This is a genomic window from Mycobacterium sp. BK086 (genome assembly GCA_004362315.1).
In the GTDB taxonomy this organism is placed as follows: domain Bacteria; phylum Actinomycetota; class Actinomycetes; order Mycobacteriales; family Mycobacteriaceae; genus Mycobacterium.
This window is the reverse complement of sequence record SNWL01000006.1, coordinates 539897-564305: the sequence shown is the minus strand read 5'-3', so window position 1 is coordinate 564305 and position 24409 is coordinate 539897. Positions and strand designations below refer to the sequence as shown.

Below are 24409 nucleotides of genomic sequence, written 5' to 3'. Positions count from 1 at the left end.
CCCGTCGATCAGCGTGCAAAGAGTCGGCGTCGCCAGTCGCCGGCCGACAGCAACCGGGCCGCGCGGGTCATCAATCGGATGTTGCGAGCCTTGGTCGGATACCAATAGATCTCAGACGGCAGATCGAACCGCTCTTCGATGATCGACTTCTGCCAGCAGTACTTGCGGATACCCTCGGCGCCGCCGTGGCGCGCGCCCAGACCAGAGTTGCGGCGCCCACCGAACGGCACCGGCAACTGAAAGACGTTGGTCATGACGTTGTTCACGTTCACCGAACCGGAGTCGATGCGCTCCGCAATCAACCGACCCCTGGCGTGATTCTTGGTGAACACGCTTGCAGCCAAACCGAACTCCGACTCGTTGGCCCGCCGCAAAGCTTCGTCGGCGTCGGCGACCTTGACGATCGGCAGCGTCGGCCCGAACGTCTCCTCCACCATGCAGGCCATCGTCTCGTCGACATCGAGCAGCACCGTGGGCTGGTGGAACAGGCCAGTTCCCTCGAGGGTGCCTCCTCCGGCAGCGACCGCCGCTCCCTTGGCCACGGCATCGGCGACGTGGCGCTCGATGATGGCGAGCTGATCCGGAGTGGCCACCGCTCCGACGTCTGCGCCAAAGCTGCCGGGCGCGTCGGTGCCGACCCTGAGCTTGCGGGTCAGTTCGACGACCTTGGTGACGAACTCGTCATACACCGGAGCCTCGACATAGACGCGCTCGATCGAGACGCAAATCTGTCCGGCGTTGTAAAAGCCGCCCCACACTGCGGCTTTGGCCGCTCGGTCGACGTCGGCGTCGGCGAGCACGATCATCGCGTCTTTTCCGCCGAGCTCCAGACAGCACGGAATCATTCGCTCGGCCGCCCGCATACCGATGCGACGACCCGTTCCGACGCTGCCGGTGAACTGAATCATGTCGACGGCGTCGACGACGGCCGCGCCGGCAGCACCGCGCCCGGTCACCGCATCGAGGACATCAGGTGCGCCGATCTCCTTCCAGCCTTCGACAGCGGCGGCCCAGGCCATCGGCGTCACCTCGGACGCTTTGGTCAGGACCGCACATCCGGCCATCAGCGCCGCGGGAATGTCGAGCATCTGCATCGCGAGTTGAGCATTCCACGGAGTGATCGAGCCGACGAGTTGATACGGCTGATAGGTGACGCGCATCCGCTTGGTTGCCATCATCACGTTGTGCGGAAGGGCTTTTCGCGGCGCCAGGAAACGTTCGGCGTGCCGCGCCCAATAGTTGAGCACGTCGACCGAGGCGACGATCTCACCGATCGGCAGATCCCCCCACGTCTTGCCGGTCTCGTCCTGCACGAGCCGCAAGAGCCGATCTTCGTTGTCGAGAATCCAGTCCCGAAAGCGCCCGAGCCACATGCGTCGGCCCTGGAATCCGAGGGCGCCCCAGCCGGGTTGTGAGTCGCGTAACCGGCGGGCGACAGTATCGACCTCGGCTGCGCTCATGTCCGGTACGCGGCCCACCAACCGGCGATCGGCAGGGGACCGCACCTCGATATGCGGACGGGTGGGAATGGCCCCGGTCAGCCCGTCGGGGGATGGGGTGAGCACACTGCCTCCTGCATCGAACGAACGTCTGTGGCCGTCAGCTAACGATCGTTCTGGCCATGCGGCAATGATGCCACCGGCACCGATGGGAAACAAGGGACATAAATGTCCCTTGACATGACGCGGCACGGCCTGCTTCACTCTGACAGGACTTCCTGCGGGGCGCCGATGCTGGCTGATCGACCATGAGCCCGAAATAGCCTCCACTTCAGCACATCTCAAGAAATCCAATGAGAGGCAGTACCGAAATGACCCGTCTGGCTGACCGGCGGACCCACATCAGCGTCCTTGCGCCGGAGACTTACGAACAGGGCAACCCCGGCACCTTTGGCTTGCCCTTGGATCAGTATGCGTATCTCCGCGACAACGAACCGGTTTACCTCCAGACCTTCGACGACCCGATGCTGATGAAGCAGGTGTGGGTGCTGTCCCGTTACGACGACATCTCCGCCGTCGACCGCGACTCCGAGACGTTCGCCGCCGACCGTGGCCAGCTCAATATCTGGACGGTCAACCCGATCGACCCGACTGTCGGAGGTAAGCCCGCCATGCTCACGCGAGACGGCGCCGACCACCGCCGTCAACGCCAGGTGATCAACCGCGGCTTCACCCCGACGATGGTCCGTCAACTGGAAGAGAAGTTCCGCGGCTATGCACGTCGCGTCGTCGATGAGGCGCTGGAAAAGGGCACTCTGAACTTCGTCACCGACGTCGCCCACGTGATGCCGATGGAGGCGGTGGGCGACGTGCTGGGGGTTCCGGTCGCCGAACGTCCGCAGTTCTTCGACTGGGTGGATCGATTCGCCGCCCCGTTCGATACCCGGCTGGCGCCGTCGTTCGAGTCGGTGCTCGAGGCCATCTTCGCTCTCACCGCGTATGCAGGCGAGTTGGCCGCGCGTAAACGAGCCACTCCGGGCGATGACGTTGTCACCAAGATGGTGCAGGCTGAGGCCGATGATGCGCTGTCTGAGGACGAAATCCTCGGCAACATCGTGCTTCTCGCCAGTGGAGCTGCGGAGAGTACCCGTAGCGCGCTGAGTCACGGCCTGCACCAGCTGATGCGCGAACCGGATCAGATGGCCTGGCTGCGTGACCATGCCGACGACATCCCGGAGACGGCGATAAACGAAATCGTGCGTATTGCAACGCCATTCGTGCACTTTGTCCGCACCGTAACCAAGGACATCGAACTACATGGTCAACCGATCGCCCAGGGTGAGCGAGTGTGTATCCTGCTGCCATCCGGGAACTTCGATTCCGCCGCGTTCGCCGAGCCGACGCGCTTCGATCTGCAGCGAACCCCAAATCGACACCTGAGTTTCGGACGTGGTCCGCACGCGTGTCTGGGCAAGCACATTGCGATGCTCGAGATGAAGATTCTGCTCGAGGAGGTACTGCAGCGGACGAAGGACATCCGCCCTGCCGGTCCGATCTCCTATGTCCGCGACAGTTTCACCCGCGGTGTCTACGAACTCCCCATTGTTATGACACCGGCCTGACCGAGGGGCCGTTGGCTGTTGCCGCACAACACGATCAAAAGGATGACGATGGCGATTCACACCGGGACCACTCTGGCGGAGACCTCCGAACACCGCGCAATCCGTGCGGCCGTAGGTGGGATCGCCGCGCAGTTCGGACCGGACTATTACCAACAGCAGGTCGACATCGGTGGAAGCGGTGCGGATCTGTGGAAAGCTCTGGGCGCCAACGGGTATCTAGGTGTACACCTGCCGGGGATGTACGGCGGTGGTGGTCTGGGATTGAGTGAACTGGCGATCGTCGTCCACGCGGCGGCCGTTGCCGGTTGCCCGATGCAGTCGATGCTGTTCTCTTCCGGTGTGACGGGGACAATTCTGGATCGCAGCGCCGACGACGAGCAGAAGGCACGATGGTTGCCGGGGGTGGCAAGCGGGGACACCCGACTGTCTTTCGCGATCACCGAGCCCGATGCGGGGTCGAATGCACACCGAATCTCGACAACCGCGCGCCGCGAGGGCGACACCTATGTGCTCAACGGCCAGAAGGTGTTCATCACCGGTATGGAGTCAGCGCAATGGGTGATGGTGGTCGCGCGCACCGCATTCGACGAAAGTGGCGGTCGGGCCCGGCTGTCGGTGTTCATGGTGGACACCGACTCGCCAGGCCTGTCGTGGACGCCGATCCGCACCGTGATGAATCAGCCGGACAGAAGCCATCAGGTGTTCTTCGACAACGTCACGGTGCCTGTCGAGAATCTCATCGGACAGGAGAACAAGGGCCTTGCCGTCGCCTTCACCGGCCTCAATACCGAACGCATCCTGACGAGTTCACTCTGCACCGGTATCGGGCGGTACGCGCTGAACAAGGCGGTCGGGTATGCCAATGAACGGCGGGTATGGAATACGCCCATCGGCGCGCATCAAGGCGTGGCACACCCCTTGGCGGCCGCGCACATCCATCTGCAAGCCGCTGAACTGCTCACCGATCGTGCCTGCGCGCTCTACGACTCTGGTGCAGAAGTGGGTGAGCTCGCCAACATGGCGAAATACCTGGGCGCGGCAGCAGGTCTGGAGGCGCTGGACACCGCCGTGGCGGTACACGGCGGCAACGGTGTGACCTACGAATATCAGCTGGCGCCGTACTTCTGGTTGGTACGCATGCTCAACATGGGACCGGTTTCCAAGGAGATGATCCTCAACTTCGTGGCAGAGCATTCGCTGGGCTTGCCCCGCTCGTATTAGGTCTGCGGTACCGAGCCATCACTGACCGCTTCGGCCGCCGCGTCGCCGTCGCCGTCCTCGCCCTCCTCGGGCTGCCAGGCGTTGACGCCCACGGTGATCATCCGCAGCTGCTTGGCGGCGGTGCGCTTGATCTCGTCGAGCGCGGCCGCGTCATGAGCGTCCTCGATGGCTTCGGCGATGATGATCATCGAGTTCACGAACAGGCTGGCCAAGATGTTGAGATCCTCGGTGCTCCACGTGTTCAAGCCGGGGAACCGGGCCAGGTCGGTGGCCAGCTCCGAGGTGATCAGCCGGATCTCGGTGCGGATCGCATACCGCAGCACCGTGACACCACTGGAGCGCTCGCGGCCGATGAACCGCCAGTGCTCGCGCTGCTCGGCCACGCCGGCGACAAGGATTTCCACCGTCGACTCGATCACCCGATTCGGGTCCAGCTTGCCCGCGCGTGCGCTGCGCAACATTTCGCGCAGCGTGCGGAACGACTCGTCGATGAGCACCAGGCCGAGGGCGTCCATCGACTCGAAATGCCGATAGAACGCCGCGGGCACTATTCCGGCCTCACGGGTGACTTCACGCAGGCTGAGACCGCTGAAGCTGCGCTCGTCGAGGAGCTTCAGCGCGGCCGCGATGATCGCCCTGCGGGTGGCCTCTTTGCGCTCTTCGCGTGAGGGCGTCTCCCGCGAGCGAGACCTGCTTGAGCGCTCACGACGTGAGCTCGGCGTACGACTGTTCACTGTTGTGAACGCTACCACACTCTGGCTCGATCCCTTGACGACGTGCAGTTTCACCAGTCACGGTGTACACATGTTCACTCAAACTCTGACCAAGAAGGTGCTCCGCTCGCCGCTGGTCGATCTGCTCACCGGGCCGCATGGCGTCGACCGGTACACCGAGCTGGTGGACCCGACTTGGACCACCGACGCTCGCGCCAGGGTTGTCGACGTACGACGGACCACTCCGCGCAGCGTCACCCTGCTCCTGGACCCGAATGCTGCTGTCACCGGCTACCGCGCCGGCCAGCACCTGAACCTGACGGTGGAGATCGACGGCCGCCGCCACACCCGCTGCTACTCGCCGGCCAGTGCGGAGGGATCCCCACTGATCGAGCTGACGATCGGAACCCACGACGGCGGCCTGGTATCGGGCCACCTCTATCGGCACGCCCGGCCCGGCATGGTTGTCGGGCTGTCGGACCCGGCGGGCGACTTCGTCCTGCCCGACCGCAGGCCCGGGCGCATCCTGTTCGTGTCCGGTGGCAGTGGCATCACCCCGGTGATGTCGATGCTGCGCACCCTGCACGCCGAGAACTACGACGGCGAGATCGCCTTCATCCACTACGCCCGTACCCCGGACGAGGCGTGCTACCGAGCCGAGCTCGCCGCCACGGGATACCGAGTCCTGCACGGCTACACCCGTTCCCCGGGCGGTGAGCTCGACGGCCGCTTCGGCCAGGAACACCTGCAGACCGCGATGGCCGACCCGGATGCCGTATTCGTCTGTGGCCCGCCCACTTTGGTCGACTCCGTGCGCGCACACTGCACGAAAGTGTCGTCTGAGAGCTTCGTCCCGATGCCTTTCGTGGTCCCCGACGCGCCGTCGGGCGGACGAATCCTGTTCGCGGACAGCAAGGTCGAAGCGACTGACGACGGACGTCCCCTGCTCGACCAGGCCGAGGACGCCGGACTGAACCCCACCAGCGGATGCCGGATGGGCATCTGCCACACCTGCACCCGCCGCAAGCATCGCGGCGCCGTGCGCAACGTGACCACCGGCGCGGTATCGACCGCCGACGAGGAGGACGTGCAGATCTGCGTGTCCGTCCCCGTGGGCGACGTCGAGATCGCGTTGTAAACGCACTTGTGAGACGAAAGGGAAAACCATGACCTCCCAACCCATCACACTGACCCCCGAGCAGGCCGACGCATTCGGGCGCGAGCTCGATGCCATCAAGGACCGCGTGCTGGCCGACCTCGGCCAGGCCGACGTCGGCTACATCCGCCGCGTCATCAAGGCGCAGCGCGGCATGGAAATCGGTGGCCGCGCACTGTTGATGGCCGGTATCTTCCCGCCGGCGTGGCTGGCTGGCACCGCGCTGCTGGGGATCTCGAAGATCCTGGACAACATGGAGATCGGCCACAACATCATGCACGGCCAGTACGAGTGGACCGGCGACCCGGCGCTGGCCGGGCGCACCTTCGAATGGGACACCGCCTGCCCCGCCGACCAGTGGCGGCACTCGCACAACTTCTCCCACCACACCTTCACCAACATCGTCGGCATGGACCGCGACATCGGCTACGGCATCCTGCGGATGAGCCCGGATCAGCCGTGGCGCCCGTACTTCCTCGGCAATCCGCTCTACGCGTTCCTGCTGATGGTGTTGTTCCAGTACGGCGTTGCGCTGCACGAGCTGGAGACCGAACGCATCCGCTCCGGTGAGATCTCGCTGTCCGACAAACGCGACGTGCTGCGCGAGATCTGGCGCAAGACCCGCAGGCAGACCCTCAAGGATTACGTCGCCTTCCCGCTGCTGGCCGGACCGTTCGCGCCGTTCGTGTTCACCGGCAACCTGACGGCCAACCTGATGCGCAACGTGTGGTCCTACGCGATCATCTTCTGCGGCCATTTCCCGGACGGCACACAGGAATTCACCGTCGAGGAGACCCGCAACGAGTCGCGCGGCCAGTGGTACTTCCGGCAGATCCTCGGCTCGGCCAACCTGACCGGCGGCAAGCTGTTCCATCTGTTGTCGGGCAACCTGTCCCACCAGATCGAGCACCACCTGTTCCCCGACGTGCCTGCCCGCCGCTACGCCGAGATGGCCCCGCACGTTCGCGAGGTGTGCGAGCGCTACGGCGTGCCGTACAACTCGGGCCCGCTGCCCAAGCAGTTCGGCACCGTCATCCGCAAGATCGTCAAGCTGGCCTTGCCCAGCCGGGCGCCCCGCGAGGCCGACGAGCTGGTCCGGGCGGCCTGACTACTTGGGCTTGGACAGGTCGTAGACATCGGTATCGCCGACCTGAGTGACCGCGAACGTGGCGGTCACCCAGTCGGTGATCCCGGTGTGATTGCGGTTGTCGGGCCAGCCGCCGGCCTTGCCGCGCCAGTCTCTCTGGACCACGTAATAGGCCACCTGGCCATCGGAGACGTCGGCCTTGAACTGGCCCAAGCTCGGTACCGGGTCCGCGCCGGTGAACCCACCGATCGCCATGACCGCGGTGCCGCTGGACAATTCGAGACCGGCCGCCGTCGACGAGCCGACCACCGCCGCTGACCACTTCGTCTTGGTGGCGCGCAACATGGTGTCCAGTTGTGGATTGTCCTGGGGCTGACCGAAGGCGCGCGCGAACGCAGGCTCGGGACGTGCGGGTCCGACAGTGGGCCCACCGCCACGGTGCGCGACGTTCAATGTGGCCACCGCGTACGCCGTCGGGCCGGCCAAGACGGCCGTCACACCGAGCACGGCGGCGCCCACCGCGACCCGCCGTCGGCGCGACGCGGAAAGCGCCAGCGCAGCTGCGGCGAGCACCGTGCCGATCAGGACGATCCAGCGCAGCGCGGGCAGCCATCCTTCGTTGCGGCCCAGCACCCACCAACTCCAGATGCCCGTCACCGCTAGAAGCGCGGTCAGCCCGGTACGTCCGAATCGAGACTGGCGGCGCACCCACATCTCGTGGGCACCAATCGCCGCCACACCGGCCACCGCGGGTGCCAAAGACAAGCAGTAGTACGGGTGCACATTGCTTTTCATGAAGCTCAATACCAGTCCGTCGCCGAGCAGCCAGCCACCGAACAACAGCGCGCCCGCCCGCACGGTGTCGGTGCGCGGCGCGCGACAACGCGAGACCACCACGAGCACGAACGCGAGCAGTGCTGCGGGGACCAGCCAGCCGATCTCGAAGCCGAACTCGCCGGTGAACAGCCGGCCGACGCCTTCGTTCTGGTCCATGCCGCCGAAGCCGCCGAGGTGACGCAGGCCGTTGCCGACGGAATTACCGATCGGGTCGTTCGGACCGAAGTTCATGTGGTTGCGGCCGGCAACCCGGGCAAAACCGTTGTAGCCCAACACCAGATCCATGAAGCTGTTGTCGGTCGAGCCGGCGATGTAGGGCCGCGACGATGCCGGCCACACCAGCGTCAGCACGACGAACCACCCAGCCGAAACCAGGAAGGCTGCCATGGCGCCGAGCAGGTGCACCATCCGCGTGCGGATGTTCGTTGGCGCGGCGATCAGGTAAACCAGGCCCACCGCAGGGACCACCAGCAGCCCTTCGAGCATCTTGGCCAGGAATGCGAAGCCCAGTGCGACACCTGCCCACGCCAGCCACTTCCCGCTGGCCCGCTCGAGTGCACGCACTGTGCAATACGCCGAGGCCATCATCAGCAGCACCATCGCCGCGTCGGGGTTGTTGAACCGGAACATCAAGGCAGCGACCGGGGTCACCGCGAGAGCGGCACCGGCGAGCAGACCTGCCCGCGGACCGCAGATCCGCGCGACCGCCGCGTAGAGAATCGCGACGGTGGCCACCGCCATCAGCGCCTCGGGGACCAGCATGCTGGCGCTGCTGAAGCCGAACAGCTGACCCGAGAGCCCCATCACCCACTGCGACACCGGCGGCTTGTCGACGGTGATGAAGTTCTCGGAATCGAGCGAACCGAACAGCAGCGCTTCCCAATTCTTCGAGCCCGCCTGCGCCGCACCGGCATAGAACTGGTTGCCCATGCCGTTGACGGTGATGTTCCACAGGTACATGACCGCGGTGCCGACGAGCAGGACCGCCAGCCCGGCGCGCTCCCCTCGCGACGAGTGTGCTGGGGACGCGGCGACCTCGGCGGAGTCCTGCGGCAGCGGGGCTTGAAACGTCGTTGTCACGAACCCTATTGACCCACCCAGGCCTGGCTGTTGACTGGGAGGACACTGGGAACGCTGTTGCCGATCTGGCATCTGACCGTTATGGCCTGCTGCTCGTACGAACGGGGTCGGTGTGCCACGGTCGACGCTGTGGGCGTCAAAGTCGTGCGGAAGACCGACAGCCAGCTCGCTGCCCGGTGTGCGGCGGTGGCCTCGATCGGCGCAGCCGTCATCCATTTCGCGGTTGCGCCCATGCACTGGACGGACTGGAAGCCGTCGGGGGTGTTCTTCGCCGCGATCGCGGTGTTCCAACTGTTTTGGGGATTTCTCACCTGGTTGCGACCGACGCAGATACTGCTTGCGGCCGGCGTGGCGGCAAATCTCGGTTCAGCGGCGCTGTGGGTGATGTCCCGAACCGCGGGCGCGCCGTTCGGTCCCAACGCGGGGGTGCCCGAGGCAGTCGAGGCGGCAGGCATAGCCGTCCTGCTGCTTCAGTGCTACGTGATCATGGGTGCCGGGTGGGCATTGCTTCGGCGCTATCGGGGCGACGAGATCTCGGGTCTCGGACGAGCCGTGGTGTTGATGGGAGCCAACGCCGTTATGGCCGGTGCGGTCACGGTTGGCCTGGCGTCTGGCCTCCAGGGCCAGCACCATCACCACGGTGGCCCGGCTGAGGCAGAACAGGTGCCGGGCCACCATGCAGATGTGACGACGGGTCATGATCGCCACGAACCCGCGCCTGCACCGGGGCTGCCGGTGACTGACATGAGTCTGAATACAGAAGGCGACCATCATCCGGAATCCGCGGCTCCGGTGGAGGCCGACGCTCACCAGCACAGTCACAGCGACTGAGATCAGTGCTCGTGTTCGAACAGCACGAGTGTGTGGACCAAAGAGCCGTCGACAAAATAGGCCCGGCAGTCGAAATGGTCGGAGAGCGTGGTGCCGACCTCGCTGGGCGCATTGACCACTCCGGAGACGTTCAGCACGGTGATCCGGGACTTGTCGACGTCTTTGAGGGGCGCCTCAAGGGTCAGGGAGAACTGGTCTTTTCCGTCGCTGTCCAGTGTGCTGGCCTCGGTGCGAAGGTCGGAGAAACGCGCCGTCGACGGGGATAGCACCTTTGTGAGTACGTCGCCTTGGCATCGTTCCCGAGCCGACTGTTCGGCTGTGGGGCCAGTATTGTCCGACTTCCACGGCGGCAGCGCGCCCGTGGTGATCGCGACCGCGACGAGGGTCGCACCCACCAGGACAAGGGCCGCCAACATCACCAGGCGAGTTCCGCGCCGGTCGTGATTCCCAGGGTTGTCGACCATCGTCCTCCTGCCTGTCGCCACCGCAAGACGCTGTTCGCGGACAATACGCGCTGGCAGGCGACGGCTCGGGAGTTGGCTCAGGCTCCCCACTTCTTCGTCAAATCTTTATGGAAGGCATATGGGGGACATACCGGGGTAGGGCAGATTTGGGGCCTGTCCTGGGTCACAACCGCGGATGGGGAGTATTTGATGGCCACCACCACAACGGTGCTGGATGTTCACGGGTTGCACTGGGCCACTTCGACATCGGTGGTTGAGTCGACACTGCTACGTCGCCCAGGCGTGTATGCGGTGCACGCGAACGCGGTGAACCAAACCGCCACCGTGGTCTTCGACCCGGAGGTCACGTCAGTCGCTTCGCTGGCGAAGTGGATTCATGACTGTGGTTTTCACTGCGCCGGACGTTCGGTGCCGGACCACATCTGCGAGCCGATGTCGGACGTGGCCGGCCACGCGATCCCGGCATCGCGTGGCGCGCCGCAGGACGTGATGGGCCACGGCGGCCACGGCGCCATGTCGATGGACGCCATGGTGCGCGACATGCGCAACCGGTTCCTCGTGGCGCTGGTCTTGTCGATCCCGATCATGCTGTGGTCCCCGATGGGTCGTGACATGTTCGGGTTCACGGTGCCTGCGCCGTTCGGGTTGCGCGACGACGTCTTCGCGCTTCTCCTGAGCTTGCCGGTGGTGTTCTACTCGGCGTGGATCTTCTTCGACGGCGCGTGGCGGGCACTGCGGGCACGAACCCTCGACATGATGGTGCTGGTTGCCGTCGCTGTGGGAGCAGGCTGGCTCTACAGCGTGGGGGTGACCCTCACCGGTGGTGGCGACGTGTTCTACGAAGCTGCCGCCGTGCTGACGACCTTTGTGCTCCTTGGGCATTGGTTTGAGATGCGCGCGCGGGGCGGAGCCAACGAGGCGATTCGAACTCTGCTGGAACTTGCACCACCGATGGCTGTGGTGGTCCGGGGTGACGAGCTGGTGGAATTGCCCACCGCCGAGGTCGTCGTAGGTGACCTGCTCTTGATCCGGCCCGGCGCCAAGATCCCCGTCGACGGCACCGTCGAGCATGGCGCCTCGGAGGTCGACGAGTCGATGGTCACCGGGGAGAGCCTGCCGGTGTCGAAAGCACCAGGCGACAACGTAATCGGGGCGTCGATCAATACCACCGGGACACTGCGAGTGCGTGCCACCAAAGTTGGTTCTGACACCGCGTTGGCCCAGATCGTGGCCATGGTTCAAGAAGCGCAGAACTCCAAGGCGCCCGGTCAGCGGCTGGCTGACCGGGCCGCGTTCTGGCTGGTGTTGGTGGCACTCATCGGCGGTGCGCTCACCTTCCTCGTGTGGTGGGTGGCGGGCGCGGGTGTGCAGAGCGCGCTGCTGTTCGCCATCACCGTGGTGGTCATCACCTGCCCGGACGCCCTTGGCCTGGCCACTCCGACGGCGATCATGGTTGGAACGGGGCTGGGTGCCAAGCGTGGGGTGCTGTTCAAGAATGCGACCGCCCTTGAGATTTCGGCGCGCATCGACACCGTCGTGATGGACAAAACAGGGACGCTGACCAAGGGTGAGCCCGAAGTCACGGACTACGTGGCGGAGGCGATGAACGAGTACGAGGTGTTGGCGATGGTCTCCGGGGTGGAGACCCAATCTGAGCACCCGTTGGCCGCCGCAATCGTGCGTTACGCCCGCGACCGGGGAGTCACCGCCGCCGAACTGACCGAATTCCGCAACGTCCCTGGGCGCGGAGCCACCGCCGCCGTCAGCGGGCACCGGGTTGCTGTCGGAAACCGCAAGCTGATGCGCGATGAACGGGTCGACTTTCCGGCAGGTCTGATGGATCGACGGGACCAACTCGCGTCCAGCGGGCTCACCGCGGTTCTGGTGGCGGTGGACGGGCGCGGCGTCGGGGTCATCGCACTGGCGGACGCAGCTCGGGAGACTTCTGCACGAGCGGTCCGGGAACTACATGAGATGGGCGTGCACGTGGTCATGCTCAGCGGTGACAACGAAGCCACCGCATCCAGGATCGCCGACCAACTGGGCATCGACGCCGTTGTCGCTGAAGTGCTACCGGGAGAGAAGGCCACCAAGATCTCTGACCTCCAGCAGCAGGGCGGCAAGGTGGCCATGGTCGGTGATGGGGTCAACGATGCCCCGGCCCTGGCGCAGGCCGACCTCGGGGTGGCAATAGGGGCGGGTACCGATGTGGCGATCGAGACAGCCGACCTGGTGTTGATGCGCTCCGACCCGCTCGACGTCCCGACTGCCTTGCGGATCGGGCGGGGGACCTTGCGCAAGATGCGCCAGAATCTCGGCTGGGCCGTGGGATACAACGTGATTGCGCTGCCGATCGCCGCAGGTGTCTTCGAGCCGGCGTTCGGATTGGTTCTGCGCCCGGAGATCGCGGCCTTGTCGATGTCGGGATCGAGCCTGATCGTGGCAGTCAACGCATTGATGCTCAAGCGCCTCAAGCTGCCCGCGTCCTCAGCGAGTAGGTCGGCGTGACGCGTTGCTTCGCGCTCCCCCGCGTGGGGTGGCACATGATGGCCGTCTCGGCTGTGGTGATCGCCGTCGTCGGGACCATGGTGTTGGCCGCGCGCCAGCGACAGGCCGATGATCCGGATCGTGTCGACTGTGCACAGGTCAAATGCGTGGCGCTCACCTTCGACGACGGACCCACTCCGTTTACCGATCGGCTCCTACGAGTGTTGGTGTCCGGCAACGCGAAAGCGACATTCTTTCTGATCGGCAACAAGGTGGCCGCTGATCCTGACGCCGCGCGGCGGATCGCAGACGCCGGGATGGAGATCGGCAACCACACCTGGGAGCATCCGAACATGAGCACGATCCCGGTAGCCGACATTTCCTCGCAACTCAGTCGAGGCACCCAGGCGATCGCCGCGGCGACTGGGCTCTCACCTCAGATCTATCGCCCCGCTGGCGGGCTGTCCTCCGATGCGGTTCGTGCTGCGGCGGCCCAGCAGGGCCTCGCAGAGATTCTCTGGGACGTCATCCCTTTCGACTGGATCAACGATTCAAACACCGCCGCAACGGTTTACATGCTGAAGACTCAAGTCAAGCCAGGTTCAGTGGTATTGCTGCATGACACCTACTCCAGCACCGTCGACGTGATCTACCAGTTCATTCCGGTCTTGATTGCCAACGGGTATCACATGGTCACGGTCAGTCATCTGCTTGGCTCGCGCTCACCAGGCAGCAGCTATGGCAGTCGGGTCAACGGACCACCGGCCAACAGCATCGCCGATATACCCGCCAGACGGATCCCACTGCTACCGGACACGCCGTCACCGAATCCGGCGCCTAACCTCCCGATCACGGATATCCCGAACCAGAGTGCTGGTGGTCCGCCGGCGCGGTAGAACGGATCTGGGCCGCGACAACCGAGATTCGACTACTGTCGAACTCAGTAGGTGGCGGGGCAGCCGTCTATGTGAGGCGGAGAGAGGGGTGGCGCGGCCAATGACAGGCGCTGTTCTATGGACAATCGGCGGCCTTCTCGCCGGGGTGTTGTCGCCGCCACTTCTGCGCCGCGGGATGCGGCGGAATGTCGATGCGGGACTGTTGCTGACCCTCTGGGCAATCCTGGTATGTCTTGCGGTGTCCGCGACCGCACTGCCCGTTGTGGTCCACCTTATTCATGGTTGTTGGCTACCAGCCAATTCTGGCGTGCCGAGATGGGCAGATTCCGTCGCGGCGTCGCTCAGTGGCGCTGCCGTTGCCATCGCCGTCATTGCCGGAACATGGCAGCTGGGAAGCACCGCACGACACCGTCGCCGGGTTCACGCCCGACATGTCGAGCTGGCTTGGCTGTTGACAGGACGGGCACCGCGGCCAGGTTCGGTTCTGTGGCTGCCAACGCCCGAGCTACACGCCTACAGTTTGGTGGGCAACCCGCCTCTGGTTGTGATGAGTGTCGGAGTTCGCAATCGCCTGGGGCAGGGCGCGGTGAGTGCCGTCGACTCCCACGAGAAGGCCCATCTCCGCGGGCGTCATCACGTGTTCATCGCGGTGGCGCAGGCGTTGTCCCGGGGTATCGGCTGGTTGCCTCTGATGCGGCAGTCGCCGTCGCTGGTGCGTACCCTTATCGAATTGGATGCCGATGCCCAAGCTGCGCGAATCCATGGCACGTGGCCGGTTCGGCAGGCAATCCAGGCTCTTCAGCACGCGGCCGCGCCTGCCGTCGCGCTCGGGATCGCCGGGGAGTGTGCGCAATTGAGGTTGACACGCCTGACAAGACACACTCCTGACGGCACGCCGCACCGAGCCCGATCAAGGACTCGGGCTGCGGTGATCATCGCAACGGCATTGGCGTTGGGAGTCTTGGTAGTTGGTGTTGGTCTCGCGTCGTGTGGACCGTGATCCCCATCTGTTATGGCGAATGTTGCACCACCCCAATGAAAGTTGAGGATCAACATGAGGGTTCGGGGATTCGGCGAGCTTGAGGCCACCGTCATGGCGAAGGTCTGGGATCGCGACCCCTACACCGTCACGGTGCGGGAGATTTTCGACGAGCTCGCCGCTGAACGGCGGATCGCCTACACCACGGTGATGTCGACAATGGATAACCTGCACGCCAAAGGCTGGCTTGACCGGGAGAAAGATGGCCGCGCCTACCGGTATTGGGCCGTCATGACCCGCGAAGAACACACCGCGAGCCTGATGCGTGAGGCGCTTGAAGGCGGTGGCCGCCCCGAACTGGTGCTCGCTCACTTCGTCGCGCAGATGGATGATGAGGAGTCTGAGGGCCTCCGGGCCGCCTTGCGGCGTTTGGCAAGACGGACGGGCAAGACCGACGAGAAGTAGCTCGGTCGAATTCGACACGCCCTCAGGGGGGATCGTTACTCAAGCGATATGAGACGCGGGTGTGAGTGCCCGCCCGTCACTGCTACGGTTCACAACTACGGAGTAACTACGTACTAATTAAAGCCGTATGTATGAACCAACAGAGCAAGGACGTGATCGAAGATGCTCCACCGAGTCCTGCGGCTGGTCTGTCTCCTACTCGCGGCGCTGACCGTGCAGCCTTCCATCCCTGCTGTCGCGGATTCCGGCGCGGTGGCGTGGGATCCCTTGCTTCCCAGCGTCATCAGTGCGGGTGCATCCGGTGACCCGCTGGCGATCGCCAACGCGTCACTTCGTGCGAGCACGCTCGCCGTGCAGACCACGATGGACCTCGGACGGTCCTTCCTGCAGAGTCTCGGCCTGGCCGGTACCGACACCGGCGTCGCGCCCGCCGCGGGTCGACGTGTTTCCGGCAGCCAGGCGATCGAATACGTCATACGCCGCGCCGGCACACAGATCGGTGTTCCGTATTCGTGGGGCGGGGGGAGTCTCACTGGTCCGAGTAACGGGATTGACTCCGGTTCCGGCACAGTGGGTTTCGACTGCTCGGGGCTCACCCGCTACGCGTATGCGGGCGTGGGTGTACTTCTGCCGCGATGGTCGGGCGACCAGTACAACGCAGGCCGCAAGATCCCGCCATCGCAAGCCAGGCGAGGGGATCTACTGTTCTGGGGGCCCGGCGGCAGCCAGCATGAAGCGATATACCTCGGCGGTGGCCAGATGCTTGAGGCTCAACAGACCGGGGTGCCGGTCAAAATCTCCCCCGTCAGGATGGCGGGCATGACGCCGTACGTGACCCGCATCATCGAGGGATGATGCCGAGCGTGTCAGCGAACCATGATCAACCACAACAACAGTCGTTGTCGGAAGAGCCGGCGATCGGTAACGGGGGTCGTGGGCCAATTGTCCCTAGCGCGGTATAGCCCGCGTCGGCGATCGCAGCGGCGACCGCTGAGGCGTCGCAGTCACCGTCGACGGTGACAATGCCTCCTGCCACGTCGACATCGACGCGGTTCACTCCCGTCAGTGCCGACACCGCCCGGCGAATCGTATTGGCGCAGTGGTCACACGACATCCCGACAACGCGGATTGCAACGCTCATGATGAGTCCTCCTCGGCGTAGTGTATACCCCGTGGGGGTATCTACGACGGCGTTCACCAATGGACCGCCGTGGTTCTTTATCGAATCTTCACAGAACGACTAGGGCAGCCCTATCCAGCCTGGGAAGGCTAGGTGACGGACCGAGATCGTTGATCCGACGAAAGGATGTGCTGTGAAGCAGGCAAGGATCGTGGCGACCGGAGCGGCGGTGTTCGCAGCGGTGTTCGCCATCGGCGCGTGTAGCAATTCCGGGACCAAGGAGACGACGTCGTCATCGCAGGCCACCGCTCGAAGCTCATCGTCGGCGCCGGCAAGCGCGCACAACCAGTCCGACATGATGTTCGCCCACATGATGATTCCGCATCACCAGCAGGCGATTGAGATGAGCGACATGGTCTTGGCCAAGCAGGGGATCGACCCGCGGGTGATCGACCTGGCCAAGCAGATCAAGGCCGCGCAGGAGCCGGAGATCGACCAGATGCAGGGTTGGCTGAATCAGTGGGGGATGTCCGGAATGCCGGGGATGAACAACATGCCTGGAATGCACGGCACCGATACCGCCACGGTGTCGCCGACCAGCTCGGCAATGCCGATGCCCATGCCCAGCGGCTCGATGATGCCAGGTATGGCAGGTATGGACGGAATGATGTCAATGGCCGACATGCAGGCGTTGCAAAATGCCAACGGCGTCGAGGCCAGCAAGTTGTACCTCGCTCAGATGATCAAGCACCACCAGGGCGCGATCACCATGGCGCAGGGCGAGATCAAGAACGGCCAGTTCACCGATGCCATTGCGTTGGCCAAGTCGATCGCCACCAGTCAGCAGAAGGAGATCGACACCATGAATCAGATCCTGAGCTCCTTGTAGGGGAATCACGGGAGACGGGATTGGTGATGAGTCGACGGCCACTCATCGAGTCACCCATGACTCGACGCGGCTTTCTTGCCGCCAGTGTGCTCGGGGGCGCGGCTTTGGTCGCCTGCAGCCGCTCCGCCTCTGGCGGCTCCACGAGACCAGGTGAAGTTGCCGCCGCGGAGGCGGCTCGGCCGCACACGGGCAGGACGGTCACCGCCCGCCTCGCCGCGGGAGCGGCTGACATCGACCTGGGCGGTACCAAGGCGCGCACGCTGACCTACAACCAGCAGGTTCCGGGCCCGCTGATTCGGGCTAGCGTCGGCGACGACATCGCGATCACCGTCGACAATGCGCTTGATCACCCGTCCTCGGTGCACTGGCACGGGATTGCCTTGCGCAACGACATGGACGGGGCCGCTCCGGCTACTCCCAACATCGCCCCGGGATCCAGCTTCACCTACCGGTTCAGTTCCCCGTTTCCCGGAACGTACTGGGCCCATCCGCATACCGGGCTGGACACCGACTACGGCCTGTATGTGCCGGTCATCATCGACGACCCGGCCGACCCGGGCCGCTATGACGCCGAGTGGATCGTGATGCTCGACGACTGGACGTCTGGTGTTGGCACCAGCCCCGCAGAGATATTCAAGGGGCTGCGATCAATGGGTGGCATGGGGCACATGCCGGGCATGGGCGGCATGGGCCACATGCCGGGTATGGGTGGTATGGGAGCTATGCCCGGCACCCCCGGTGTCGGTGGGGTCGGACCCAGTGAACTGCTCGGCGGCGACGCCGGCGACGTCAGCTACCCGTACTACATCATCAATGGTCGCATCCCCTCAGCCGCAACGATGTTCAGCGCAAGACCCGGACAGCGGATCCGTATCCGCATCATCAACGCCGCGGCCGACACCGCCTTCCGCGTCGCGCTCGCGGGGCACCGCATGACGGTCACTCATACCGACGGCTTCCCCGTCGTGCCCACCGACGTCGATGCCGTCCTGCTGGGAATGGGGGAGCGCTACGACGTCCTCGTGACCGCCGGCGACGGCGTGTTTCCGCTCGTCGCTTCCGCTGAGGGGAAGAACGCTGTCGCCCGCGCCCTGCTGTCGACCGGAGGCGGCAGCGCTCCGGATGTCGCCTTCCGTCCTCCGGAACTGACGGGGCGTGTGGGTACAGTGGATACCTTCACCGCCGCAAGGGAACTCCAGTTGTCTGACCGAAGCGACCTCGCGATGGAGGCCCGGTTGACGGGCGGGATGATGCAGTACGACTGGAAGATCAACGGTCGGCCCTATGACCAGACAGTCCCGCTGGCCGTCCGTCAGGGTCAACACACCACTCTGACGTTCACCAACCAGACCATGATGTGGCATCCGATGCACTTGCACGGCCACACCTTCCAGGTGATCAGGGCTGACGGTAGTGCTGGGCCGCGGAAGGACACCGTGATCGTCAAACCGATGCAGAGCGTCTCGGTCAGGTTCGTCGCCGATAACCCCGGCGACTGGATGCTGCACTGCCACAACGGCTATCACATGGACGCCGGGATGATGACCACCCTGAACTATGTTGAATGACCGAGATAGGAGATGTTGCCGACGAGTCGGCTATGAGTCGGTGGTCCACAAACTGTCGTCAGGACTGAGTATTAGCACCCTATTTGGTGCCGAACAACCGGTCACCGGCATCGCCGAGGCCCGGCACGATATAGCTGTGCTCGTCGAGCCCGCGGTCGACTGCGGCGGTGTAGATCGGTACCTCGGGATGGGCGTCGTGCAGCGCGGCGATGCCTTCCGGACAGGTGAGCAGGCAGACGAATTTGATGGACCGGGGCCGAAATTCCTTGAGCCGGTCGACCGCTGCGACCGCCGAATTGCCGGTGGCCAGCATGGGGTCGACGATGACGACCTCGCGCTCCTGCAGGTCGCTGGGCATCTTGAAGTAGTACTCCACGGCGACAAGCGTTTTCGGATCCCGGTACAGCCCGATGTGCCCGACGCGGGCGCCGGGTACGACGGTCAACATCCCATCCAGGATCCCGGTGCCGGCCCGCAGGATGGAGACGAACACCAGTTTCTTGCCGTCGATGACGGTGCCGGTCGTGGTCTCCAGCGGGGTGCGCACCTCGATCTCGTGGGTCGGGGTATCGCGCAGCACCTCGTAGGCCAACAGCGTGGCCATCTCGTTGGCGAGCCTGCGGAACGTATTGGTGGACGTTTCCGCCCGCCGCATCAAGGTCAGCTTGTGCTGTACCAGCGGGTGGTCGATGACGTGGACGTTGCGCATCAGAACACCGTGCCATCACTGGCGATGGATAGTGGCGGCAGCCCCCCACGTAACCGTTGGGCCAGCTGCCGCCCCGCGGCCCACGTACCGCCCTCCAACACCCGGGCCAGCGGCATCCGGGCGGGGTCCACCCCGAGCTGTTCGCGGACCAGCGGGGCCAGCTCGTCGAGCAGTGCCACCGTCAGCGCACGCCACTCGACCACCAATTCATCTGCGGGGGTCCATGTTTGAGATGCCAGAGCGTTATCCCGCAGGCGGAGTACTGCGCTGTCCAGCAACAGGCCGCCGTTGCGGTACTCGGGCAGGCCGGTCAACTCGTCGAGGTCGGTGACCGTCAGCCCAGCCCAGGTGAACGGTTCGAGCAAGGAGTAGGTGAGCCATTGCGACAGCTTGTGAAATGGAATCCACCCCGCGGTGAGTCCCGGCCCGTCCAGCGCCGGGTGGCGCCAGCAGTCGCCGAGTGGTTGATCCCCGATCATGTTGCCGCTAGGCCATATTGGTGCCAATGACGTCAGGATCACCGCGAGGATGTCATGGGCTCGCACGGTGCTGCTTCCCGCAGTTCGCACCGCGTCCAGCAACCCGCCGGGTCTGCCGTCGGCCCCGAACACCTCCGGCATGGCGGACAAGGCCGCCCCCAGCCGACGCAGGATCGCCACCCGGCCGTCGAGGCCGACCAGCGGGTTGGCGGCGCCGGCCTGAAAGGCGTCGCCGAGTCGTGCCGCGGTCAGACCGGTCAGCCCCGCGGCATCGACGCGCAGTGGATCGCTGGGGTCCGACGAGAACAGGCCCGCGGTGAATGCGTGAAAGCTGGCCACCCCCAGACCTTCCGAACGCCCCAGCCGAAGACCGGTCTCGGATTCGACGTAGAACCAGTCCGGTCCCGCACCGGCATCGAGCAGCACGCTGACCACGGTCAGGTCGACCAGTGCGCGGGCGTCGGCGTTCGCCAACAGTTCTTTGCGATCTACCCCGCCGGCCTCGAAATGGCGCCATCGGCTGTGGAACGGGATCTGCAGATCGGGGTAGCTGCTTCGTGTGACGTCGGCGACCAGTGTTGCGGCCGAGGCTAGTTCGTCGTCGTGCACGGTGAACCACTGCGATTCGCCGGCGCGGGCACGTTCGGTCAGCGCCGTAGCCCGCTTCCGGATGGTGTGGGTGTTGCGCAGCGCCGCCGCGGCGCCCGCCGGGCTGTCGAGGTCGACCTCGATGGCCGAACCCATCAGCCCTCCAGTCCTCGGCCCTTGGCCTTTTTCAGCTCATCGGCATCGGGAACCGGGCCGGGAGTGAAGTAGCCGGCGGCCATCTTGGCGTCGATCTCCACCCTGGCGTCGGGCGGGATCAGCTCGTCGGGAATGTTGACACGCTCGCCCACCTCGATCCCTGACCCGACGATGGCGTCGTACTTCATGTTGCTCATCGAGACCAGGCGGTGGATCTTTTGTATTCCCAGCCAGTGCAGCACATCTGGCATCAGCTCCTGGAAACGCATGTCTTGCACTCCGGCAACGCATTCGGTGCGGGCGAAGTACGCCTCGGCAGTGTCGCCGCCCTCCTGGCGCTTACGGGCGTTGTATACCAGGAACTTGGTCACCTCACCCAGTGCGCGGCCTTCCTTGCGCGAGTACGCGACCAACCCGACCCCGCCGCGCTGCGCACCCAGGATGCACTCCTCGAGCGCATGCGTCAGATATGGCCGGCACGTGCAGATGTCGGAGCCGAACACATCCGAACCGTTGCATTCGTCGTGCACCCGGGCGGTCAGCTCCACGGTGGGATCGGCGAGATCGGTTGGGGCGCCGAAGATGTACAGGGTCTGCCCGCCGATCGGCGGAAGGAAGACCTCCAGATCGGAGCGGGTGACCAGCTCGGGATACATGCCGCCGGTCTCTTCGAACAGCACCCGGCGCAAGTGGGCCTCGCTGCAACCGAAACGTTCCGCGACACCGGGCAGATACCAGACCGGCTCGATCGCGGCCTTGGTCACCAGCGCGGCTCCGCTGGGCAGCAGCACCTTTCCGTCGGGAACGAGCCGGCCCTTCTCGATGGCGTCGGCGATCTCCGGCAGGATCACGTGCGCCTTGGTGACCGCGATGGTCGGGCGGATGTCCTGGCCGGCTGCCAGTTCGGCGGCGAACGCATCGGCCACCATGGCGCCCCATGGGTCCAGGCTGACGATCGCCTCGGGGCGACTCCACTGCGGATACGGGCCGATGCTGTCGGTGGGGGAGGTGTTGGTCAGATCGGCCCGGTGCTCGCGCGATAGCGCACCGGCGGCGACAGCCAGGGCGCGGTACACGCTATAGGAGCCGCTGTGGGTGCCGATCACGTTGCGGTGGCTGCGGGTGCTGGTGGTTCCGATCAGCGGCCCACGCTCGCGAGCCGTGGCCGCGCCCCAGTGGATCGCCGGGGCATCGTCGGCGCCGTGGTGTGATGTCAGCCGGATATGGCCGGGCCCCTTCGGTGCGGCTGACATGTGCCCTCCTCGTGGACTCAGGAGATCGCCGGCGCCGGGCGCCGGAAGCGCCAGCTTAGTCACTTTGCGTGTCGCGCGCCTTGCCGCTCGGCGACGTTCACATCCCGAAGTGGCCGTTTCGTACGCCGTCCACCGCGGTTGGCGGTCCAGCTATCTCGACCTGGGCCGCAGCTTGACGGCCGAACAGATACATCAGCAGCTCGCCGGGCGGCCCACTGAGCTCCGCCGTCGGATCTCCCGCCCGCACCGTGACGCGCTCGCCCGTTCCCGTCCAGACAATGTCGAGTCCGACCCCGCGTAGCCGTCGGCTCAAGAACCGGGCGCCGCGCTCGACATTGCGCCACAGTGCAGCCTCCAGCGCGGGGCCCAGATCGTCACGCGGCCCAAGACCGTTGGCTCGGCGAACGTCTTCGTGGTGGACGAAGAACTCGTTGAGGCTGGGGAAGGAGCGGACCCAGGGCAGCCGGAAGAAACCGACCGGCGGCCCAGACCGCAGACGGCCGACCAGCCAGCCGAATTCACGCCGCCGGACCATCTCTGCCGTGCGCCGCTCGGCGAGACGGGCCAGCGGACCGGGAATCACCAGCCCTGGCGCAGCCAGCGGATCGCGCTCACGAAGCAGGAGGTGGGCGGCGAGGTCCTTGGTGGTCCAGCCGTCGAGAAGGGTCGGGGCATCCGGACCGAGGCGGACGAACAGGTCGCACAACGCCGCGCGCTCCTGGGCATCGAACGGGCGATCAGTGCTGGGCATGTACGGCTCTTTCGATCTCGCTGACCGGGGCGTCCCGACCGGCCGGGCGCAGGTAGCGCTCCGCGTACTCGGCGGGTCCGGCCTGGTCGACCTCGCGCCAGCCGTACTCGGCGAGAAACGGACTCACCTCCTCGGGTTGGAGCCCGAAGCGCCACAGCTCGTTGTTGACGACGAATTCGCGGCGCGCGCCTTCAGCGCCGTAGGTGTGCTGGCCGGTGAGGAAGTCCTTGCGCACGAACGTGAACGCCAGCCCGCTACCCGGTGCCGCCTGCGCGAGATAGTCGAACGTCCGGCGCACGGCCGCCTCGGTCAGGTACTGGGTGACGGCTTCCCAGACGTAGAACGTGCGCCGGTCCGGCCCGAATCCGGCCTGCCACAAGCTCTTCAGGAGATTGTCGCTCTCGAAGTCGACGGGCAACAGCGTGACGTCCGGCGGGACCCGGCCGAACGTGCGATTCAGGGCGGCGGCCTTGTACCGGATGTTGCTCGGCAGGTCGACCTCGCAGACCGGGACGCCGGCCAACTCCGGGAGCCGATAGGCGCGGGTGTCGAAGCCGGCGCCCAGAATGACGACGGCTTCGGCACCGTTGGCGATCGCCGCGCACAGCTGGTCGTCGATGTAGCGCTTGCGGCACAGGAAGCTTGCCCAGCCGCCCGCGATCTTCCGGTCGGTCGCCGACTTCAGCGCGTGGCGCACCGGCGACCACCGGGTGAGCGCTGCCGCCAGCCTCCCGGACCTCGGCAACAACCGCGCAGCCCACGGGTCGTGCACCAGCGGCACCGGTTCGTATTGATCGGCGGCCACGACGATCATCGGTCCGAGCGCGGTCTGCGCGGCTGGATTTCCCATTGCGTACTCCCGGTCATCGAGACAGTTCAGGTGTTCTTGGCGACGAAGCGACGGAATAACGGCCAGGCGATGGCCAGGTTGTAGCCAGTACCGGCAAGCAGGTATGGCCACCACGTGTCATGACTGCTGGCCAACCAGAAGGACTTCGCGGCCCAGTACGGTGGCAGCACGCCGAACAGCACACTCCAGTTCGAGTGGATGAACCACGGCAGGCAGGGAAGGCCGGCAATGAGCATGCCAAGCCCACGCAGAGCCGCGAGACCCTGAATCTTGTTGGCCGCCAGAGCGACAATCAGCAGCAGCGTCACGACCGCCGACAGCCCGGCCAACAGTCCAATCGGGATCAGCGCCGGTCCGACACCGGGTTCCAGGATGCCGCTGAACGACATTGTTCCGACGACATAGGCCGCGGTCACCACGACGACCGTGGTGGCGCGATAGGCGAAGAACCCGCCGAGCGGGACCGGCGTGACCCGAAGGGCCGCCAGTGTGCCGGCATCCGCCTCGTCGAGTACGAGAAAAGCGGCGAGCCCACCAACGATCACGATACTGGTGAGTAGGAGAAACGCCGTCAGGACCAGCGGGTAATAGGGGACGAGGTCGAAGTCGTAGCGGCGCGCCAGCATTGTGGTGAAGCGGGGGGTCAAGACGGCGACACCGGTGGTCCAGATGACGGGGGCGAGAACGATCATGACCAACAACGGGTCGCGATATGTTCCGCGGATATCGTTGTGGCCAAGCGCTTTCACCGTCCGCACGCTCATCAACA

General features: G+C 65.2%; 22 protein-coding genes. 11 read left to right on the top strand and 11 right to left on the bottom strand.

Translation table 11 applies throughout. The annotated features are described in order from the left end of the window. Positions 1–8 precede the first annotated feature (8 nt). Entirely contained in the window at positions 9–1565 is a 1557-nt protein-coding gene (locus EV580_RS23400) for an aldehyde dehydrogenase family protein (protein WP_286171775.1), read from the bottom strand. A 245-nt stretch (positions 1566–1810) separates the two neighbouring features. Here EV580_RS23400 and EV580_RS23395 point away from each other — a divergent pair, with 245 nt between their 5' ends. Together EV580_RS23395 and EV580_RS23390 are read left to right on the top strand one after the other, a co-directional pair. Further along, positions 1811–3061 (top strand): cytochrome P450, encoded by a 1251-nt coding sequence (locus tag EV580_RS23395; protein ID WP_133694030.1) that lies wholly within the window; start codon positions 1811–1813, stop codon positions 3059–3061. Positions 3062–3103: 42 nt separating this feature from the next. After that, a complete protein-coding gene (locus tag EV580_RS23390; protein ID WP_255496734.1) occupies positions 3104–4282 on the top strand; it encodes an acyl-CoA dehydrogenase family protein in 1179 nt (392 codons plus the stop codon). On the opposite strand, the gene EV580_RS23385 is transcribed toward EV580_RS23390, so the two are convergent. Next, a complete protein-coding gene (locus EV580_RS23385) occupies positions 4279–5016 on the bottom strand; it encodes a TetR family transcriptional regulator (protein ID WP_286171772.1) in 738 nt (245 codons plus the stop codon). The genes EV580_RS23390 and EV580_RS23385 overlap by 4 nt on opposite strands. Before the next feature lie 70 nt (positions 5017–5086). On the opposite strand from EV580_RS23385, the gene EV580_RS23380 reads away from it, so the two are divergent. Both EV580_RS23380 and EV580_RS23375 read left to right on the top strand, forming a co-directional pair. After that, positions 5087–6133, top strand: a complete 1047-nt coding sequence (locus EV580_RS23380) for a ferredoxin reductase (RefSeq protein ID WP_133694027.1) — start codon at positions 5087–5089, stop codon at positions 6131–6133. A gap of 28 nt (positions 6134–6161) precedes the next feature. Further along, a complete protein-coding gene (locus EV580_RS23375) occupies positions 6162–7259 on the top strand; it encodes a fatty acid desaturase family protein (RefSeq protein WP_133694026.1) in 1098 nt (365 codons plus the stop codon). On the opposite strand, the gene EV580_RS23370 is transcribed toward EV580_RS23375, so the two are convergent. Next, on the bottom strand, positions 7260–9155 hold the full coding sequence (locus EV580_RS23370; RefSeq protein WP_370581504.1) for an ArnT family glycosyltransferase: 1896 nt from the start codon (positions 9153–9155) through the stop codon (positions 7260–7262). 129 nt (positions 9156–9284) lie between these two features. Here EV580_RS23370 and EV580_RS23365 point away from each other — a divergent pair, with 129 nt between their 5' ends. Next, positions 9285–9986 (top strand): hypothetical protein, encoded by a 702-nt coding sequence (locus EV580_RS23365; RefSeq protein ID WP_133694022.1) that lies wholly within the window; start codon positions 9285–9287, stop codon positions 9984–9986. 2 nt (positions 9987–9988) lie between these two features. On the opposite strand, the gene EV580_RS23360 is transcribed toward EV580_RS23365, so the two are convergent. After that, on the bottom strand, positions 9989–10450 hold the full coding sequence (locus tag EV580_RS23360; protein ID WP_133694021.1) for a hypothetical protein: 462 nt from the start codon (positions 10448–10450) through the stop codon (positions 9989–9991). A 189-nt stretch (positions 10451–10639) separates the two neighbouring features. Here EV580_RS23360 and EV580_RS23355 point away from each other — a divergent pair, with 189 nt between their 5' ends. The 4 genes from EV580_RS23355 to ripB all read left to right on the top strand — a co-directional run bounded on the left by EV580_RS23355 (position 10640) and on the right by ripB (position 16132). Further along, on the top strand, positions 10640–12958 hold the full coding sequence (locus EV580_RS23355; protein ID WP_133694019.1) for a heavy metal translocating P-type ATPase: 2319 nt from the start codon (positions 10640–10642) through the stop codon (positions 12956–12958). 35 nt (positions 12959–12993) lie between these two features. Next, positions 12994–13833, top strand: a complete 840-nt coding sequence (locus EV580_RS23350) for a polysaccharide deacetylase family protein (RefSeq protein ID WP_133694017.1) — start codon at positions 12994–12996, stop codon at positions 13831–13833. Positions 13834–14887: 1054 nt separating this feature from the next. Then, on the top strand, positions 14888–15277 hold the full coding sequence (locus tag EV580_RS23340; protein WP_133694014.1) for a BlaI/MecI/CopY family transcriptional regulator: 390 nt from the start codon (positions 14888–14890) through the stop codon (positions 15275–15277). Positions 15278–15439: 162 nt separating this feature from the next. After that, positions 15440–16132 carry an NlpC/P60 family peptidoglycan endopeptidase RipB gene (ripB, locus tag EV580_RS23335; protein WP_133694012.1) on the top strand — a complete coding sequence of 231 codons (693 nt, stop codon included), beginning with the start codon at positions 15440–15442 and terminating at the stop codon, positions 16130–16132. Positions 16133–16157: 25 nt separating this feature from the next. On the opposite strand, the gene EV580_RS23330 is transcribed toward ripB, so the two are convergent. Then, on the bottom strand, positions 16158–16418 hold the full coding sequence (locus EV580_RS23330; RefSeq protein WP_133694011.1) for a heavy-metal-associated domain-containing protein: 261 nt from the start codon (positions 16416–16418) through the stop codon (positions 16158–16160). A 172-nt stretch (positions 16419–16590) separates the two neighbouring features. On the opposite strand from EV580_RS23330, the gene EV580_RS23325 reads away from it, so the two are divergent. Together EV580_RS23325 and EV580_RS23320 are read left to right on the top strand one after the other, a co-directional pair. Continuing rightward, on the top strand, positions 16591–17286 hold the full coding sequence (locus EV580_RS23325; RefSeq protein WP_133694009.1) for a DUF305 domain-containing protein: 696 nt from the start codon (positions 16591–16593) through the stop codon (positions 17284–17286). A 56-nt stretch (positions 17287–17342) separates the two neighbouring features. Continuing rightward, complete coding sequence (locus tag EV580_RS23320; protein ID WP_133694007.1) at positions 17343–18854, top strand: multicopper oxidase family protein; 1512 nt, start codon at positions 17343–17345, stop codon at positions 18852–18854. A gap of 79 nt (positions 18855–18933) precedes the next feature. Here EV580_RS23320 and upp read toward each other — a convergent pair whose 3' ends face one another. The 6 genes from upp to EV580_RS23290 all read right to left on the bottom strand — a co-directional run bounded on the left by upp (position 18934) and on the right by EV580_RS23290 (position 24404). After that, positions 18934–19563 carry a uracil phosphoribosyltransferase gene (gene upp / locus EV580_RS23315; RefSeq protein ID WP_133694005.1) on the bottom strand — a complete coding sequence of 210 codons (630 nt, stop codon included), beginning with the start codon at positions 19561–19563 and terminating at the stop codon, positions 18934–18936. Then, a complete protein-coding gene (locus tag EV580_RS23310) occupies positions 19563–20786 on the bottom strand; it encodes a URC4/urg3 family protein (protein WP_133694004.1) in 1224 nt (407 codons plus the stop codon). Before EV580_RS23310 ends, upp begins: the two co-directional genes overlap by 1 nt. After that, a complete protein-coding gene (locus tag EV580_RS23305; protein ID WP_133694002.1) occupies positions 20786–22039 on the bottom strand; it encodes a GTP cyclohydrolase II in 1254 nt (417 codons plus the stop codon). Before EV580_RS23305 ends, EV580_RS23310 begins: the two co-directional genes overlap by 1 nt. Positions 22040–22136: 97 nt before the next feature. Next, on the bottom strand, positions 22137–22790 hold the full coding sequence (locus EV580_RS23300; RefSeq protein ID WP_133694000.1) for a TIGR03085 family metal-binding protein: 654 nt from the start codon (positions 22788–22790) through the stop codon (positions 22137–22139). Beyond that, positions 22777–23640 (bottom strand): SAM-dependent methyltransferase, encoded by an 864-nt coding sequence (locus EV580_RS23295; protein WP_133693998.1) that lies wholly within the window; start codon positions 23638–23640, stop codon positions 22777–22779. Before EV580_RS23295 ends, EV580_RS23300 begins: the two co-directional genes overlap by 14 nt. Positions 23641–23666: 26 nt before the next feature. Then, positions 23667–24404 carry an Rv2686c family ABC transporter permease subunit gene (locus EV580_RS23290; RefSeq protein ID WP_133694168.1) on the bottom strand — a complete coding sequence of 246 codons (738 nt, stop codon included), beginning with the start codon at positions 24402–24404 and terminating at the stop codon, positions 23667–23669. Between the last annotated feature and the right edge of the window lie 5 nt (positions 24405–24409).

Excerpts from the sequence above, each read along its gene's own strand:
- EV580_RS23395 (WP_133694030.1), top strand. The coding sequence starts at position 1,811 with ATGACCCGTCTGGCTGACCGGCGGACCCACATCAGCGTCCTTGCGCCG.
- EV580_RS23390 (WP_255496734.1), top strand. The coding sequence starts at position 3,104 with ATGACGATGGCGATTCACACCGGGACCACTCTGGCGGAGACCTCCGAA.
- EV580_RS23380 (WP_133694027.1), top strand. The coding sequence starts at position 5,087 with ATGTTCACTCAAACTCTGACCAAGAAGGTGCTCCGCTCGCCGCTGGTC.
- EV580_RS23375 (WP_133694026.1), top strand. The coding sequence starts at position 6,162 with ATGACCTCCCAACCCATCACACTGACCCCCGAGCAGGCCGACGCATTC.
- EV580_RS23360 (WP_133694021.1), bottom strand. The coding sequence starts at position 10,450 with ATGGTCGACAACCCTGGGAATCACGACCGGCGCGGAACTCGCCTGGTG.
- EV580_RS23355 (WP_133694019.1), top strand. The coding sequence starts at position 10,640 with ATGGCCACCACCACAACGGTGCTGGATGTTCACGGGTTGCACTGGGCC.
- EV580_RS23350 (WP_133694017.1), top strand. The coding sequence starts at position 12,994 with ATGATGGCCGTCTCGGCTGTGGTGATCGCCGTCGTCGGGACCATGGTG.
- EV580_RS23340 (WP_133694014.1), top strand. The coding sequence starts at position 14,888 with ATGAGGGTTCGGGGATTCGGCGAGCTTGAGGCCACCGTCATGGCGAAG.
- ripB (WP_133694012.1), top strand. The coding sequence starts at position 15,440 with ATGCTCCACCGAGTCCTGCGGCTGGTCTGTCTCCTACTCGCGGCGCTG.
- EV580_RS23330 (WP_133694011.1), bottom strand. The coding sequence starts at position 16,418 with ATGAGCGTTGCAATCCGCGTTGTCGGGATGTCGTGTGACCACTGCGCC.
- EV580_RS23320 (WP_133694007.1), top strand. The coding sequence starts at position 17,343 with ATGACTCGACGCGGCTTTCTTGCCGCCAGTGTGCTCGGGGGCGCGGCT.
- upp (WP_133694005.1), bottom strand. The coding sequence starts at position 19,563 with ATGCGCAACGTCCACGTCATCGACCACCCGCTGGTACAGCACAAGCTG.
- EV580_RS23310 (WP_133694004.1), bottom strand. The coding sequence starts at position 20,786 with ATGGGTTCGGCCATCGAGGTCGACCTCGACAGCCCGGCGGGCGCCGCG.
- EV580_RS23305 (WP_133694002.1), bottom strand. The coding sequence starts at position 22,039 with ATGTCAGCCGCACCGAAGGGGCCCGGCCATATCCGGCTGACATCACAC.
- EV580_RS23300 (WP_133694000.1), bottom strand. The coding sequence starts at position 22,790 with ATGCCCAGCACTGATCGCCCGTTCGATGCCCAGGAGCGCGCGGCGTTG.
- EV580_RS23295 (WP_133693998.1), bottom strand. The coding sequence starts at position 23,640 with ATGGGAAATCCAGCCGCGCAGACCGCGCTCGGACCGATGATCGTCGTG.
- EV580_RS23290 (WP_133694168.1), bottom strand. The coding sequence starts at position 24,404 with ATGAGCGTGCGGACGGTGAAAGCGCTTGGCCACAACGATATCCGCGGA.